This is a genomic window from Streptomyces sp. NBC_00986 (assembly GCF_045162565.1).
Classification (GTDB): Bacteria; Actinomycetota; Actinomycetes; order Streptomycetales; family Streptomycetaceae; genus Streptomyces.
On the sequence record NZ_CP108733.1, the window covers coordinates 4,171,434 to 4,186,337 of the forward strand.

General features: G+C 69.8%; 9 protein-coding genes. 5 read left to right on the forward strand and 4 right to left on the reverse strand.

Going from position 1 to position 14,904, the window contains the following annotated elements:
• Nucleotides 1-378: 378 nt before the first annotated feature.
• A complete protein-coding gene (locus OG504_RS17885) occupies nt 379-2,997 on the reverse strand; it encodes a glycosyltransferase family 1 protein (protein WP_405990724.1) in 2,619 nt (872 codons plus the stop codon).
• Nucleotides 2,998-3,276: 279 nt separating this feature from the next.
• Between OG504_RS17885 and OG504_RS17890 the strand changes: the two genes are divergently transcribed.
• The 4 genes from OG504_RS17890 to OG504_RS17905 all read left to right on the forward strand — a co-directional run bounded on the left by OG504_RS17890 (nt 3,277) and on the right by OG504_RS17905 (nt 10,022).
• Nucleotides 3,277-4,500, forward strand: a complete 1,224-nt coding sequence (locus OG504_RS17890) for a S8 family peptidase (protein ID WP_405990725.1) — start codon at nt 3,277-3,279, stop codon at nt 4,498-4,500.
• Nucleotides 4,501-4,719: 219 nt separating this feature from the next.
• Nucleotides 4,720-6,819, forward strand: coding sequence for an alpha-1,4-glucan--maltose-1-phosphate maltosyltransferase (locus tag OG504_RS17895; protein ID WP_405990726.1), 2,100 nt, complete (start codon nt 4,720-4,722; stop codon nt 6,817-6,819).
• The gene (gene treS / locus OG504_RS17900; protein WP_405990727.1) at nt 6,816-8,516 is read left to right on the forward strand and encodes a maltose alpha-D-glucosyltransferase; all 1,701 of its coding nucleotides are present in this window, start codon (nt 6,816-6,818) and stop codon (nt 8,514-8,516) included. The genes OG504_RS17895 and treS overlap by 4 nt, the downstream gene beginning before the upstream one ends.
• A 120-nt stretch (nt 8,517-8,636) precedes the next feature.
• The gene (locus OG504_RS17905; RefSeq protein ID WP_405990728.1) at nt 8,637-10,022 is read left to right on the forward strand and encodes a maltokinase N-terminal cap-like domain-containing protein; all 1,386 of its coding nucleotides are present in this window, start codon (nt 8,637-8,639) and stop codon (nt 10,020-10,022) included.
• A gap of 46 nt (nt 10,023-10,068) precedes the next feature.
• On the opposite strand, the gene OG504_RS17910 is transcribed toward OG504_RS17905, so the two are convergent.
• The 3 genes from OG504_RS17910 to OG504_RS17920 all read right to left on the reverse strand — a co-directional run bounded on the left by OG504_RS17910 (nt 10,069) and on the right by OG504_RS17920 (nt 12,396).
• Nucleotides 10,069-11,220: a hypothetical protein gene (locus OG504_RS17910; protein WP_405990729.1), complete on the reverse strand. Its 1,152-nt coding sequence runs from the start codon at nt 11,218-11,220 to the stop codon at nt 10,069-10,071.
• Between the two features lie 198 nt (nt 11,221-11,418).
• Nucleotides 11,419-12,066 carry a hypothetical protein gene (locus OG504_RS17915; RefSeq protein WP_405990730.1) on the reverse strand — a complete coding sequence of 216 codons (648 nt, stop codon included), beginning with the start codon at nt 12,064-12,066 and terminating at the stop codon, nt 11,419-11,421.
• A gap of 96 nt (nt 12,067-12,162) precedes the next feature.
• Complete coding sequence (locus tag OG504_RS17920; protein ID WP_405996642.1) at nt 12,163-12,396, reverse strand: hypothetical protein; 234 nt, start codon at nt 12,394-12,396, stop codon at nt 12,163-12,165.
• Between OG504_RS17920 and glgB the strand changes: the two genes are divergently transcribed.
• Nucleotides 12,365-14,773: a 1,4-alpha-glucan branching enzyme gene (glgB, locus tag OG504_RS17925; RefSeq protein WP_405996363.1), complete on the forward strand. Its 2,409-nt coding sequence runs from the start codon at nt 12,365-12,367 to the stop codon at nt 14,771-14,773. The two genes, OG504_RS17920 and glgB, sit on opposite strands and share 32 nt — an antisense overlap.
• Nucleotides 14,774-14,904 lie beyond the last annotated feature (131 nt).

A 14,904-nucleotide genomic window follows, 5' to 3' on the forward strand; every position in this document is an offset into this window, starting at 1 on the left:
GGGTGTAGGAGTAACCATCCGGGTTGGCGTAGGTCGTGGAGTACTCCTGGCGCTCTCCGGCGACTTCCACCTGGTCCCCGGAGGCAGCCGCCTGCTTCAGCGCGGCCGATGCCTCGGACGTCGTCGCGTCCGAGGCATCGGCATGCGCGACCGGCGCGGCCGTACCCAACACAGGCAGCGCCGCCAACAGCGCCGAAACCGTCAGACCGGAGATGAACCGTCCTGCCCCGTAAGCGCGCCCGTGTTCCACGCAGCGCGAAACGCCCCCGCCCACGCCCCAACCCCACCCCGTCGCGCGACCTTCATGAATTCCCCAAGATCTCAGGTCGCTCAGGTGACGCGGGGTTCACGGGCAGGCGACGGGGTTCGGAACAACGGCTACCGCATCAACACCCCCGCGCCTTCGACCCCATCCTCCAAAGGCACCGCCACCAACCCCAACTCCGCACTGGACGCGAGGAGTCGGTGCGCAGGCAGAATCCGCACCGTGTACCCATAGGGCCCGGTGCGATCAAGGGCAAGCGGCCCCTCGTACAACCAGTGCCCCTCCGAGTCCGGACCTCCCGCCGACTTCAAGGGGACCGTAGTCGCGTCCCCGATCCGGTCCTCCGGATCCACCCGCCCCGAAACCGCCTGCACTTCGACGTCGTCCGGGGCGAGGCCCGCCAGCCCCACCCGCACCCGGAGATTCAACGTCGTACCAAGTTCAGCCGTGGCCGTAGCCGCAGACGTCTCCACGTGGTCGACGGTCACCCCGTGCCAAGCGGCGCGCACCCGCCCCTTCCAGGCGGCCAGTTCACGGGCGGCGTCCGGGGTCATGGCGCGATGGGCGTGCGCGGCGGGGCCGTAGAGCCGCTCCACGTACTCGCGGACCATGCGCCCGGCAAGGACCTTCGGGCCCAGCAACGTCAGGGTCTGGCGGACCATCTCGATCCAGCGGTCGGGGAGCCCGTCCTGGCCCCGCTCATAGAAGCGCGGGGTGACGCGCTGTTCGAGAAGGTCGTAGAGGGCCGCGGCTTCCACGTCGTCCCGGTGGTCGGGGTCCGTGCCCGTACCGTCCGCCGTGGGGATCGCCCAGCCGAAGTCGGGCTGGAACCATTCGTCCCACCAGCCGTCCAGGACCGAGAGGTTGAGGCAGCCGTTCAGGGCGGCCTTCATGCCGCTCGTGCCGCAGGCCTCCAGTGGGCGGAGCGGGTTGTTGAGCCAGATGTCGCAGCCGGGGTACAGCTTCTGCGCCATCGCCATGCCGTAGTCGGGCAGGAACACGATCCGGTGCCGGACGCGCGGGTCGTCCGCGAACTTCACCAGCTCCTGGACCAGCCGCTTGCCGCCGTCGTCCGCCGGGTGCGCCTTGCCCGCCACCACGATCTGGATCGGGTGGTCCGGGTGCAGGAGGAGGTCCATCAAGCGGTCGCGGTCGCGCAGCATGAGCGTCAGGCGCTTGTACGACGGGACGCGGCGCGCGAATCCGATCGTGAGGACGTCGGGGTCGAGGACGCCGTCGATCCAGCCCAACTCGGCTGATCCGGCGCCGCGTTGACGCCAGGACGCGCGCAGGCGCTCCCGTACCTCCACGACCAACTGCTCGCGCAGATCGCGGCGCAGCTCCCAGATGTCCTGATCCGGGATCTCCGCGACCGCGTCCCAGCGGTCCGAACCGCCCACCGTCAGCGCGTCCTCGGTGCGTTGGGCACCGATCTGCCGGGCGCCGAGCCGGAACACCTCGGGGGCGACCCAGGTCGGCGCGTGCACCCCGTTGGTCACGGAGGTGATCGGCACCTCCTCGGCGTCGAACCCGGGCCAGAGTCCGGAGAACATCTCGCGGCTCACCTGGCCGTGCAACAGGGAGACGCCATTGGCCCGTTGGCCCAGGCGCAGGCCCATCACTGCCATGTTGAAGAGGTTGGGTTCGCCGCCCGGGTAGGTCTCCATGCCGAGGCTCAGGATGTGCTGGACGTCCAGGCGCGGGAGTTCGGCCTCGGAACCGAAGTGCCGGGCCACCAACTCCCGGTCGAAACGGTCGATTCCGGCCGGTACGGGGGTGTGCGTGGTGAAGACCGTGCCGGCCCGCACCGCCTCCAGGCCGGCGTCGAAGTCCAGCCCCGCGTCGCAGAGTTCGGCGATCCGCTCCAGGCCGAGGAAGCCCGCGTGTCCTTCGTTCGTGTGGAACACCTCGGGCTCGGGGTGACCGGTGAGGCGGCAGTACGTCCGGACCGCCCGCACCCCTCCTATACCCAGCAACATCTCCTGGAGCAGGCGGTGTTCACTGCCGCCGCCGTAGAGGACATCGGTCACGCCGCGCTCGCCGACGTCGTTCTCCTCGACGTCGGAGTCGAGCATCAGCAGCGGTACCCGGCCGACCTGGGCCAGCCAGATCCGGGCGCGCAGCGAGCGGCCACCGGGCAGCGCGAGGGAGACCTGGGCCGGGGAGCCGTCCTCCTCCCGCAGCAGCGCCACCGGGAGTTCGTTGGGGTCGAGGACGGGATAGTGCTCCTGCTGCCAGCCGTCCCGGGACAGCGACTGGCGGAAGTAGCCGTGCCGGTAGAGGAGTCCGACGCCGATCAGCGGTACGCCGAGATCGCTGGCCGATTTGAGATGGTCGCCGGCGAGGATACCGAGGCCGCCGGAGTACTGCGGCAGGGCGGCCGTCACGCCGAACTCGGGTGAGAAGTAGGCGACGGCGGCGGGCAGTTCACCGGACTGGGCCTGATACCAGCGGTCACCGCCCACGTAGTCGGCGAGGTCGCCCGCGACCTCGGTCAGCCGGCGCAGGAAACGGGTGTCCTCGGCCAGCTCCGCGAGCCGCTCGGCGGAGACGCTGCCGAGGAGTCGTACGGGATCGCGTTCCGAGGCGGTCCAGCGCTCGGGATCGACGGACTGGAAGAGATCACGGGTGTCGGCGTGCCAGGACCAGCGCAGATTGCGCGCCAGATCACTGAGAGGTCGGAGGGGTTCGGGGAGAACGGGACGGACGGTGAATCGACGGATCGCCTTCACAGCTCCACCTCGGCGCTTCGCTGGATGACACACGGCTATGTGTGTCGTCGTGTGTGATGACGGTACCGGCGATGGTGTCGCCCTCGCTTGGGGCTTCGCCCCCAGACCCCCGTCGGCCTGAACGGCCTCGTCCTCAAACGCCGGACGGGCTGGTTGTTGCCGGCCCGCGCTGAAGAAGTTGAACCGGCATGTACCGAAAAGGCGCCCTCATGCGCCCTTGTGGTGCTTCGCGCCTCACGAGAGGCTGCCCTGTGGAGAGTTGAAGGAGGGGAACTCGACATGGCACGGACGCGTACGCGGCGTCTGCGCCGGGCGGGTGGCCTGACCGCGGTCACCACAGTCGTGGTGCTTTCGGCCATCACCCTGCCCGCGCACGCCGCACCGGAGGGGACCATACTCGGCGCCGGTGAACCCGGTTCCGTCAGCGGCAGCTACCTGGTGACGTTGAAAGGGGGAACAGCGGCTCCGTCGGCCGCAGGCAAGGGCCTCGCCACGAAATACGGGGCGAAGATAAGCCACACCTACGGCACCGCCCTCAACGGCTACGCCATCGAGGCCGACGAGAGACAGGCGAGACTCCTCGCCGCGGACGCGCGGGTCGCCTCGGTCACCCAGGACACCCGGGTCACCCTGGACGGCAGCAGCCGTGGCGCCGCCCGCGTCCAGCGCAATCCGCCGTCCTGGGGGCTCGACCGGCTCGACCAGGCGAGCCTGCCGCTGAGCAGGAGCTACACCTCACCGCAGTCCGGGGGCAGCGGGGTGACGGTGTACGTGATCGACACCGGCATCCGCATCACCCACAAGGACTTCGGCGGCCGGGCGAGCTACGGCTGGGACTTCGTCGACAACGACGCCACCGCCCAGGACGGCAACGGCCACGGCACCCATGTCGCCGGCACGATCGCCGGCACCACGTACGGCGTCGCCAAGAAGGCCGGGGTCGTCGCCGTACGGGTCCTCGACAACGCAGGAGCCGGTACGACCTCGCAGGTCATCGCCGGTATCGACTGGGTCACCCGGCACGCGCACAAGCCCGCGGTCGCCAATCTCAGCCTGGGCGGCTACCACAACGCCCAGCTGGACGCGGCCGTACGCAACTCGATCGCCTCCGGTGTCACGTACACGGTCGCGGCGGGCAACGACGGGCTGTCGGCCGGCCTGTACTCCCCCGCGGACGTGAAGGAGGCCATCACGGTCGGCGCCACCGACAGGACAGACGCCCGGGCGGCCTTCTCGAACTTCGGGCCGGCCGTCGACCTGTTCGCCCCGGGCGTCTCGATCACCTCCACGTCGTACGCGAGCGACACGGGGAAGGCGACCTTCTCCGGTACGTCGATGGCATCACCCCACGCGGCCGGCGCGGCGGCCGTCTATCTCGCCGGCCACCCGCGTGCCACCCCGGCACAGATCTCCGCGGCTCTCGTCTCGGGGGCGGTTTCCGGCAAGGTGTCCGGCGCCGGGCTCGGTTCGCCGGACAAACTTCTGCAAGTACCGCGGTCGTAGTGCGGGAGTGACGGTTCGGGCCCCGTTCGCCCAGGACGGGGCCTGGATCTTTTGTGGAGACCTGCGCGTAAGTAGTTAGCAACCTGCCGGATTGCTAACCCGAATAGGGTGGGAAGGCTCCACCGGTACGCCCCCCAGCGGACCACGGGATCTTCTTCGCAGGACCCACCTCCCCACATCCATCCGCCCACACCCACGTTGACGCGGACAGGAGCGGTCATGCCCGCCACGCACCACTCGTCAGCACCCCCGACACCCGGCAAGGCCACGCCCCCCGTGCGCCCCGCCGGCACGGCACCACCCGCCCCGGAGCCACCCTCCGCGGACGGCACATCGCCCGGCATCGGACGCATCCCCGTCCTCGATGTCCGGCCGGTCGTCCAGCACGGCCACCGGTCCGCCAAGGCGGTCACCGGTGAGGCGTTCGAGGTCTCGGCCATCGTCTTCCGCGAGGGCCACGACGCGGTCGCCGCCAACGCCGTCCTCTACGACCCGGACGGCCGCCCCGGCCCCTGGACCCCGATGCGGGAGCTCGCCCCGGGCTCCGACCGCTGGGGCGCCACGGTCACGCCCGGCGAACCCGGCCGGTGGACCTACACCGTGGAGGGCTGGAGCGACCCGGTCGCCACCTGGCGCCACCACGCCCGGATCAAGATCCCGGCCGGAATGGACACGGACCTGGTCCTGGAGGAGGGCGCGCGCCTGTACGAACGCGCCATCTCCGGCGTCCCGAAGGGCAAGGGCCTCCGCCCCGTCCTCCGCGCCGCCGTGTCCGCCCTCCGCGACGAGACCCGCCCGCCCGCGTCCCGCCTCGCCGCCGCGCTGACGCCGGAGGTGGACGGGGTCCTGGCCCGGTATCCCCTGCGGGAACTGGTCACGGCCGCCGAACCCCGGCCGCTTCTCGTCGAGCGGGAGCGGGCCCTCTACGGCGCCTGGTACGAGTTCTTCCCGCGCTCCGAGGGCACCCCGGCCCAGCCCCACGGCACGTTCCGCACAGCGGCGAAACGCCTGGACGGCATCGCGGCGATGGGCTTCGACGTCGTATACCTGCCGCCGATCCATCCGATCGGGACGACCTTCCGCAAGGGCCCGAACAACACCCTGTCCGCAGGGCGCGAAGACGTCGGCGTCCCCTGGGCGATCGGCTCCCCCGAGGGCGGGCACGACGCGATCCACCCGCAGCTGGGCACGCTGGAGGACTTCGACGCGTTCGTCGCCCGGGCCGCCGAGCTGGGGATGGAGATCGCGCTCGACTTCGCGCTCCAGTGCTCCCCGGACCATCCGTGGGTGGAGAAGCACCCGGAGTGGTTCCACCACCGCCCCGACGGGACGATCGCCTACGCGGAGAACCCGCCGAAGAAGTACCAGGACATCTACCCGATCGCCTTCGACCGGGACATGGACGGCCTGATCACGGAGACCGTGCGCGTGCTGCGGCACTGGATGGACCACGGCGTGCGGATCTTCCGCGTCGACAACCCGCACACCAAGCCCGTCGTGTTCTGGGAGCGGGTGATCGCGGAGATCAACGGCACCGACCCGGACATCATCTTCCTGGCCGAGGCGTTCACCCGCCCCGCGATGATGCACACCCTCGCGCAGATCGGGTTCCAGCAGTCGTACACCTACTTCACCTGGCGCAACACGAAGCAGGAACTCACCGAATATCTGAGTGAGTTGTCGGGCGAGGCGGCTGCCTACATGCGGCCGAACCTGTTCGTGAACACCCCGGACATCCTGCACGAGTTCCTCCAGGACGGCGGCCGGCCGGCCTTCGAACTGCGCGCGGTGCTCGCCGCGACCCTCGCCCCGACGTGGGGGGTGTACAGCGGGTATGAGTTGTGCGAGAACACTCCGTTGCGGCCCGGCAGCGAGGAGTATCTCAACTCCGAGAAGTACCAACTCCGTCCCCGCGACTGGGTGTCGGCCGAGCGGGAAGGACGTAGCATCGCGCCATTGCTGGGCAAGCTCAACGACATCCGGCGCCGCAGCCCGGCGTTGCGGCAGTTGCGCGATCTCCACTTCCACGATGTGGATCAGGAGGCGGTGATCGCGTACTCGAAGCGGAGCGGTTCGAACACGGTTCTGGTGGTCGCGAACCTCGACCCTCACCACACCCAGGAGGCCACGGTCTCGTTGGACATGCCGCAACTCGGCCTGGAATGGCACGAGTCGGTGCCGGTGCGCGACGAGCTCACCGGCGAGACCTATCACTGGGGCAGGGCCAACTATGTGCGCCTGGAGCCGGGTAACCGGCCCGCACACATCCTCACCGTCCTGCGACCGTCCCCGCAGATCGGAGGGTCACCCACCATATGATCGTCAACGAGCCCGTCCCGGACACCTTCGAGGACACTCCCGCCAAGGACCGGGACCCCGAGTGGTTCAAACGCGCCGTCTTCTACGAGGTCCTGGTCCGCTCCTTCCAGGACAGCAACGGCGACGGCGTCGGTGACCTCAAGGGCATCACCGCCAAACTCGACTACCTCCAGTGGCTCGGCGTCGACTGCCTCTGGCTGCCACCCTTCTTCAAATCCCCACTCCGCGACGGCGGTTACGACGTCTCCGACTACACCGCCGTACTCCCCGAATTCGGCGACCTCGCCGACTTCGTCGAGTTCGTCGACTCCGCCCACCAACGCGGCATGCGCGTCATCATCGACTTCGTCATGAACCACACCAGCGACCAGCACCCGTGGTTCCAGGAGTCCCGCAAGGACCCCGACGGGCCGTACGGCGACTACTACATGTGGGCCGACGACGACAAGCAGTACCCCGACGCCCGCATCATCTTCGTCGACACCGAAGCCTCCAACTGGACCTTCGACCCCGTCCGCAAGCAGTACTTCTGGCACCGCTTCTTCTCCCACCAGCCGGACCTCAACTACGAGAACCCGGCCGTGCAGGAAGAGATCATCTCGGCGCTGAAGTTCTGGCTGGACCTGGGCATCGACGGCTTCCGTCTGGACGCGGTCCCGTACCTGTTCGCGGCCGAGGGCACCAACTGCGAAAACCTTCCGGCAACCCACGACTTCCTGCGGCGGGTGCGGAAGGAGATCGACGCGCAGTACCCCGACACGGTGGTGCTGGCGGAGGCGAACCAGTGGCCCGAGGACGTCGTCGACTACTTCGGCGACTTCCAGAGCGGCGGCGACGAATGCCACATGGCGTTCCACTTCCCGGTGATGCCGAGGATCTTCATGGCGGTCCGCCGGGAGTCCCGCTACCCCGTCTCGGAGATCCTGGCCAAGACCCCGGCGATCCCGTCCGGCTGCCAGTGGGGCATCTTCCTGCGCAACCACGACGAGTTGACCTTGGAAATGGTCACCGACGAGGAACGCGACTACATGTGGGCGGAGTACGCGAAGGACCCGCGTATGCGAGCCAACATCGGTATCAGGCGGCGCCTGGCCCCGTTGCTCGACAACGACCGCAACCAGATCGAACTCTTCACGGCCCTACTGCTGTCGTTGCCCGGCTCGCCGATCCTCTACTACGGCGACGAGATCGGCATGGGCGACAACATCTGGCTCGGCGACCGCGACGCCGTGCGCACGCCGATGCAGTGGACACCGGATCGCAACGCAGGTTTTTCGTCCTGTGACCCCGGCCGACTGTCGCTGCCGACCATCATGGACCCCGTCTACGGCTACCAGGTCACCAACGTCGAGGCGTCGATGTCGTCGCCCTCCTCGCTGCTGCACTGGACGCGCCGCATGATCGAGATCCGTAAGCAGAACCTGGCGTTCGGGCTGGGTTCGTACCGGGAGCTGCCGTCGTCCAATCCGGCGGTGATCGCGTTCCTGCGCGAGTACGAGGACGACCTCGTGCTGTGCGTGAACAACTTCTCCCGGTTCGCGCAGCCGACGGAACTGGACCTGCGGGCGTTCAATGGGAGGCATCCGGTCGAACTGTTCGGCGGGGTGCGTTTTCCGGCCGTAGGAGAGCTGCCGTACTTGCTGACGCTGGCGGGGCACGGCTTCTACTGGTTCCGGCTCCGCAAGGAAGCCGCCTAGATCGCTGCCGGATCCGGGCTGGATCCCGGTGGGGCGGGGCGGTTTCGGTTTCCCCCGCCCCGCCCGGGGCACGCAACAGTGACACCCCGACCCACCCCCGGGGAAAGGAATGTGACACCTATGGCGGAGACTGTCACAATTTCCGGCCGGACCAGTCCCGGTCCTGGCCCCGGCCTCCTCGCGTCCCTCGACCCCCTCCTGCGGGAGTGGTTGCCGAGGCAGCGGTGGTTCGCGGGCAAGGGCCGTCCCGTCACGGGTTTCTCGCTGGTGGCGGCGACCGAGCTGCTCCCGGTGGACGGCACCAAGCCGGGCCTGTACCACCTCCTGGTCCGCGCCCACCAGTCCCCCGCCCCCGGCGACTGCTACCAACTCCTCATAGGCGTGCGCGAGGCGCTGCCACCCCGGCTCGCGCCCGCGCTGATCGGACATGTGGAGGAGGGCCCGCTCGCCGGTCACACGGTGTACGAGGCCCTGTACGACCCCCGGCCCGCCGAGGTGCTCCTGGAGGCGCTGCGCACCCGGGCCCGCATCGGCGGGCTGCGCTTCGAACGGGCCCCGGACAGCCCGGAGATCGGCCCCGGCCTGACCCCGCGCCTGATGACGGCCGAACAGTCCAACTCATCGGTGGTCTACGGCGACACGTACATCCTGAAACTCCTACGCAGGATCGTCCCCGGCACCAACCCCGACCTGGAACTCCCGCTGGCCCTGGCCCTGGAGGGCTGCCCGCGGGTACCGGCCCCGACGGCGTGGCTACGGGCGGAGTTCGCCGACGAGCCGTACGTCCTGGGAGTCCTCCAACCATTCGTGCAGGGCGCGGCGGACGGCTGGGAACTGGCGCTGAGCGAACTGTCCAAGGGCGAGGACTTCGGCACGGAGGCGAGGTCACTGGGCAGGGCGACGGCGGAGGTCCACGTGGCCCTGGCGCGAGCGCTACCGACGATGACGTTGGGCCACGCACAACTGGAACAGCTGGTGAACGGCATGACCGAGCGCCTGGACGCGGCGGCGCAGGCGGTCCCGGCGCTCCGCCCGTACGCCCCTGGCCTGCACTCGGCGTTCTCGGCCTTGGCGGACCTGGCCGCGGAGGGCCACACCTGGACCGCCCAACGCATCCACGGCGACCTCCACCTGGGCCAGTGCCTGCACTCGCCGTCCGGGGAATGGTCGTTGATCGACTTCGAGGGCGAGCCGTCCAGGCCCCTCGCGGAACGCCGTATGCCCCAGCCTCCGGTACGGGACATCGCGGGGATGCTCCGTTCCTTCGACTACGCGGCCCACTCGACGACACCGGCTGCGCCCGACTGGGCGGACATGTGCCGGGCGGCGTACTGCTCGGGGTACGCGGAGGTGACGGGGGTGGATCCGCGTACGGATCCGGTGCTGCTCCGCGCGTACGAGACGGACAAGGCGATCTACGAAGTCCTCTACGAGGCCCGCCACCGCCCGGACTGGCTCCCGGTCCCCTTGTCGGCGATACGGCGACTGGCGAACCCCACGACGTGACCCGCCCCACCTCAACCGCATCCCACCCGCCTCGAACCCACCCCGCTCAGGAGGCTCTACCCGTGACCCCGCGTCCCCCCTCCAACGGTTCCGATCCAAAGCCGAGCAGGAAAACGGCCGCGGGGAAGAGCGGTGCGGAAGTGCAGCCGACGGCTCCTTTGGAGAAGGGGGGCGCGGGCGGCGGCGGGGTGGGGAAGGGCGCCGAGGCTGTGGGGAAGGGGAGCAGGGTTGAGGGGGGCGCGGTTACGGGGGCTGCGGGCGAGAAGGCAGTGGGCGATGGAGGCAGGGTTAATGAGGCTGCCGACGAAGAGGCTGCGAGCAAGGGGGCGGCTTCTTCGGACACGGCGGCTTCGGAGAAGGCGATGAAGAAGAGGGGCGGGACGGGGAGCGCCGACGCGAAGAAGGCCGGGGCGAAGGGGGCGGCGGCGGAAACGGCTGCGCCCGGTAAGGCCGGTAAGGCCGGGGCCACGAGGTCGGTGGCGAAGGACGCGCAGGCTGAGACGGCTGAGTCTGGAAAAGCGGCCGGAGCCAAGGCAGCAAAGAAGAACGCGTCGGCCGCGGCGACTGAGTCTGGCAAGGCTGGGGCGAAGACGGCGAAGAAGAACACGCCGGCCGAGACGCCTGAGCCGGAGAAGGCCGCGGCCAAGACAGCGAAGAAGAACACGCCGGCCGAGACAGCCAAGCCTGGAAAGGCCGGGGCCAAAACGGCGAAGAAGAACACGCCGGCCGAGGCGACTGAGCCCGGGAAGGCCGCGGCCAAGAGGGCGACGACGAAGAACGCCGGTACGAAGAAGGCAGCGGCAACGAAGGCGGCGGCCAAGAACGCCGTGCTCAAGAAGGCCGCGGCCGAGCAGGCTACGAAGAAGAACGCCGTGGCGAAGACTGGTTCGGCGGAAGACACCTCGGCGACAGAAGCTGCGACGGAGAAGGCCATGACGAAGACGAGCGCCGCGAAGACGGGTACGGCGAAGAGGACGAACGTGACCGCGAAGATCCCGGCGGAGACGGGCTCGGCAGAAGACGTCGTGGCGGAGACAGACAGCGCGAGGAAGACCGTGACGAAGAGGGCCGCAGCGAAGAAGGGCGTGACCAAGAACGCCGCCGCGAAGAAGGTTGTGCCCAAGAAGGGTGCCGGGAAGAAGAACTCGGCGAAGAAGGGCCTGGCCAGGAAGGCGATCGCGGCTGACGAGAAGTCCACGCGGAGGACGGTGACCGCCGACACGGGGGGGGATTCGGGGCCGGCTTCTCCCTCGCGGGAAGGCGCGGCTTCCGTATCGGAGGGCGCGGAAGCCGCACCTGAGCAGGTGGCTTCCGTAGCGCGGGAGGCTTCCGTAGCACAGGAGGCTTCCATAGCAGAACAGGCTTCCGCAGCAGAGCAGGCGGCTTCCACACCGGGTCAGGAGGCTGCTGCCCCCGGCATCGTGTCCGCCTCGGAGCCGGGTCTCCCCTCGGAGCCGGGTCCAACCTCAGAGCCCGTTCCCGCCTCGGAACCGGGTCCCATCTCAGAGGCAGGTCCCGCCTCGGAACCGGGTCCCATCTCAGAGGCAGGTCCCGCCTCGGAGTCGGCCTCGCCGCCGGCGGTGATCGAGGCCGCCGAACCGACCACGTCCTCGACGCCGCCCACCGCACCCGCTCCGGCGGTGTTGCCAACTCCGGCCGGCACCTCGGAGCGGAAGCCGGCCACACTGCCGACCCCGTCCACGTCGCCTATCGCTCCGGCTCCGGCGGTGCTGTCGACCCCGGCCGACGCCTCGGAGCGGAAGCCGGCCACACTGCCGACCCCGTCCACGTCGCCTATCGCTCCGGCTCCGGCGGTGCTGTCGACCCCGGCCGATACCCCGGCCCCGGAGCCGAAGTCGGCCACACCGGCGCCCCCGTCAGCCACACCGACCTCGCCCACCGCTCCGGCTCCCGCTCCCGCTCCCGCCACGCTGCCGGTATCGGCCGACGCCCCGAAGCCGGCCACACCTCCGACGCCGACCACCGCACCGGCCCCGGCCCCGGCGCCACTGATAGCCCCGACCGACGCACATGAGTCGGCCATACCGCCGTCGCCGCCAACCGCATCCGCGCCGGACCGGACTCCGGCCGACGCCCCGGAGCCGCCAGCCATACCCCCGGCCCCGGTAACCGCTCCGACTCAGATCCAGCCGACGACCCCGGCCACCACCTCGGAGTCGATGGCACCCCCGACCACCGCACCGACCTCGGCCGACGCACCGAAGCCGACCGAACCGCAGACGCCGCCGACCCCGCTCACCGAACCGGCCCCGCCCGCCGCTCCAGCTGCGACGCCGATCCCGCTGACGGCTGCGGCTGACGCCCCGGAGCCGACCACCCCGCTGACGCCGACCACCGCACCGGCCTCAACCACCGCTCCCGCTTCGGCGCCAGCCCCGCTGACGGCTGCGGCCGACACCCCGAAGCCAACCACCCCTCCGACCTCAGCCGAGGCCGCGGAGCCAACCACATCCACGCCCGCACCCACCGCACCAACCCCGCTGACAGCCCCCGCCGACACCCCGGAGCCGGCCACACAGCCCACCCCTCCCCCAACCCCCACCATCTCCCCCGCCCTGGACGCCACAGACCGAGACCGCCTCCTCCACGGAACCCACCACGCCCCCCACTCCGTACTCGGCGCCCACCCGGTCCCCGGCGGAATAGCCTTCCGGGTGTTCCGGCCGTTCGCCCTCGGAGTCACAGTCGTGGCAGGCCAGTTGAAGGCCGAGTTGCACGACGACGGGGACGGGTTCTTCTCAGGGTTGCTGCCGTTGCAGGGCGTGCCGGAGTACCGGCTCGCCGTGGCCTACGACGGCGCCGTGCAGGAGATCGAGGACGCTTACCGATTCCTGCCCGCGCTCGGCGACCTGGATCTCCACCTGATCGGTGAGGGCCGGCACGAGGAGTTGTGGCAGGCGCTCGGGGCGCGGACGATGACGCATCAGGGAGTCACCGGCACCCGCTTCACCGTGTGGGCGCCGGACGCGCAGGGCGTACGCCTCGCCGGTACCTTCAACTTCTGGGACGGAACCGGCGCCCCGCTGCGCTCACTCGGCGGCACCGGAGTCTGGGAACTGTTCATGCCCGGCATCGGCGAGGGCGAGCTGTACAAGTTCGAGATCACCCGGCCGGACGGTTCGAAGACGATGCGCGCCGACCCGATGGCCCGCCACACCGAGGTCCCGCCCGCCACGTCCTCGATCGTCCACGCCTCGCACTACGAGTGGAACGACGCGGAATGGCTCGCCCAGCGCGCCGAGCTCCCCGCCCACACGGCCCCCCTCTCCATCTACGAGCTCCATCTCGCCTCCTGGCGCCCGGGTTTGACCTACCGTCAGCTCGCCGAGCAACTCCCCGCCTACGTCAAGGACCTGGGCTTCACCCACGTCGAGATGATGCCGGTCGCCGAGCACCCGTACGGCGGCTCGTGGGGCTACCAGGTCACCGGCTTCTACGCCCCGACCTCCCGCCTCGGCACCCCCGACGACTTCAAGTTCCTGGTCGACGCGCTGCACCAGGCCGGTATCGGCGTCCTGATGGACTGGGTGCCGGCCCACTTCCCGCGCGACGACTGGGCGTTGGCCGAGTTCGACGGCCGCCCCCTGTACGAGCACGAGGACCCGCTCCGGGCCGCGCACCCCGACTGGGGCACGCTGGAGTTCGACTTCGGCCGCCGCGAGGTGCGCAACTTCCTTGTGGCGAACGCCGTCTACTGGTGCGAGGAGTTCCACATCGACGGGCTGCGCGTGGACGCGGTCGCCTCGATGCTCTACCTCGACTACTCACGCGAACCGGGCCAGTGGACCCCGAACGAGCACGGCGGCCGGGAGAACCTCGACGCCGTCGCCTTCCTCCAGGAGATGAACGCGACCGTGTACCGCAGGGTGCCCGGTGTCGTGACGATCGCCGAGGAGTCCACCGCCTGGGACGGCGTCACGCGGGCCACGGACCACGTCGGACCCGGCGGATTCGGCGGCCTGGGCTTCGGGTTGAAGTGGAACATGGGCTGGATGCACGACTCGCTCGACTACATGTCGCACGAACCCGTCCACCGCAAGCACCACCACGGCGAGATGACGTTCTCGATGGTCTACGCGTACAGCGAGAACTACGTCCTCCCGATCTCCCACGACGAAGTCGTCCACGGCAAGCGGTCGTTGGTGTCGAAAATGCCCGGCGACTGGTGGCAACAACGCGCCAACCTCCGCGCCTACCTGGCCTTCATGTGGGCCCACCCCGGCAAGCAACTCCTCTTCATGGGCCAGGAGTTCGCCCAGGGCGCCGAGTGGTCCGAGACCCACGGCCCCGACTGGTGGCTCCTGGACCCGGCCTACGGCGCGGAAGCGGACCACCGAGGCGTACGCGACCTCGTCCGCGACCTCAACACGGTCTACCGCCACACCCCGGCCCTGTGGCAACTGGACACCGACCCGTCCGGCTTCCAGTGGATCACCGGCGACGCCGCCGAGGACAACGTCTTCGCCTTCCTCCGCTACGACACCGACGGCTCCCCCCTCCTCGCCGTCAGCAACTTCTCCCCGGTAGTCCGCCACGACTACCGCCTCGGCACCCCCGAAGACATCCCCGCCTGGCACGAAACCCTCAACACCGACACGGCCCTCTACGGCGGCGGCGACATCACCAACCCGGACCCCATCAAGCCCGAACCCCAACCGTGGCACGGCCGCCCCACCAGCATCCGAGTGACCCTCCCCCCGCTGGCAACGGTCTGGCTGCGCCCTGCGTAGCAACCTGACGGTGTAGGCGCCGGCCGGCATTATTCAGCCCGTCCGGCGTTTGAGGACGAGGCCCCTTCAGGGCCGATGGGGGTCTGGGGGCGCAGCCCCCAGGTACACCCACACCAACACCGGCAACCAAC

Coding starts and splice junctions, on each gene's coding strand:
- OG504_RS17890 (WP_405990725.1), top strand. CDS start 3,277: ATGGCACGGACGCGTACGCGGCGTCTGCGCCGGGCGGGTGGCCTGACC.
- OG504_RS17895 (WP_405990726.1), top strand. CDS start 4,720: ATGCCCGCCACGCACCACTCGTCAGCACCCCCGACACCCGGCAAGGCC.
- treS (WP_405990727.1), top strand. CDS start 6,816: ATGATCGTCAACGAGCCCGTCCCGGACACCTTCGAGGACACTCCCGCC.
- OG504_RS17905 (WP_405990728.1), top strand. CDS start 8,637: ATGGCGGAGACTGTCACAATTTCCGGCCGGACCAGTCCCGGTCCTGGC.
- OG504_RS17915 (WP_405990730.1), bottom strand. CDS start 12,066: ATGGCCGACTCATGTGCGTCGGTCGGGGCTATCAGTGGCGCCGGGGCC.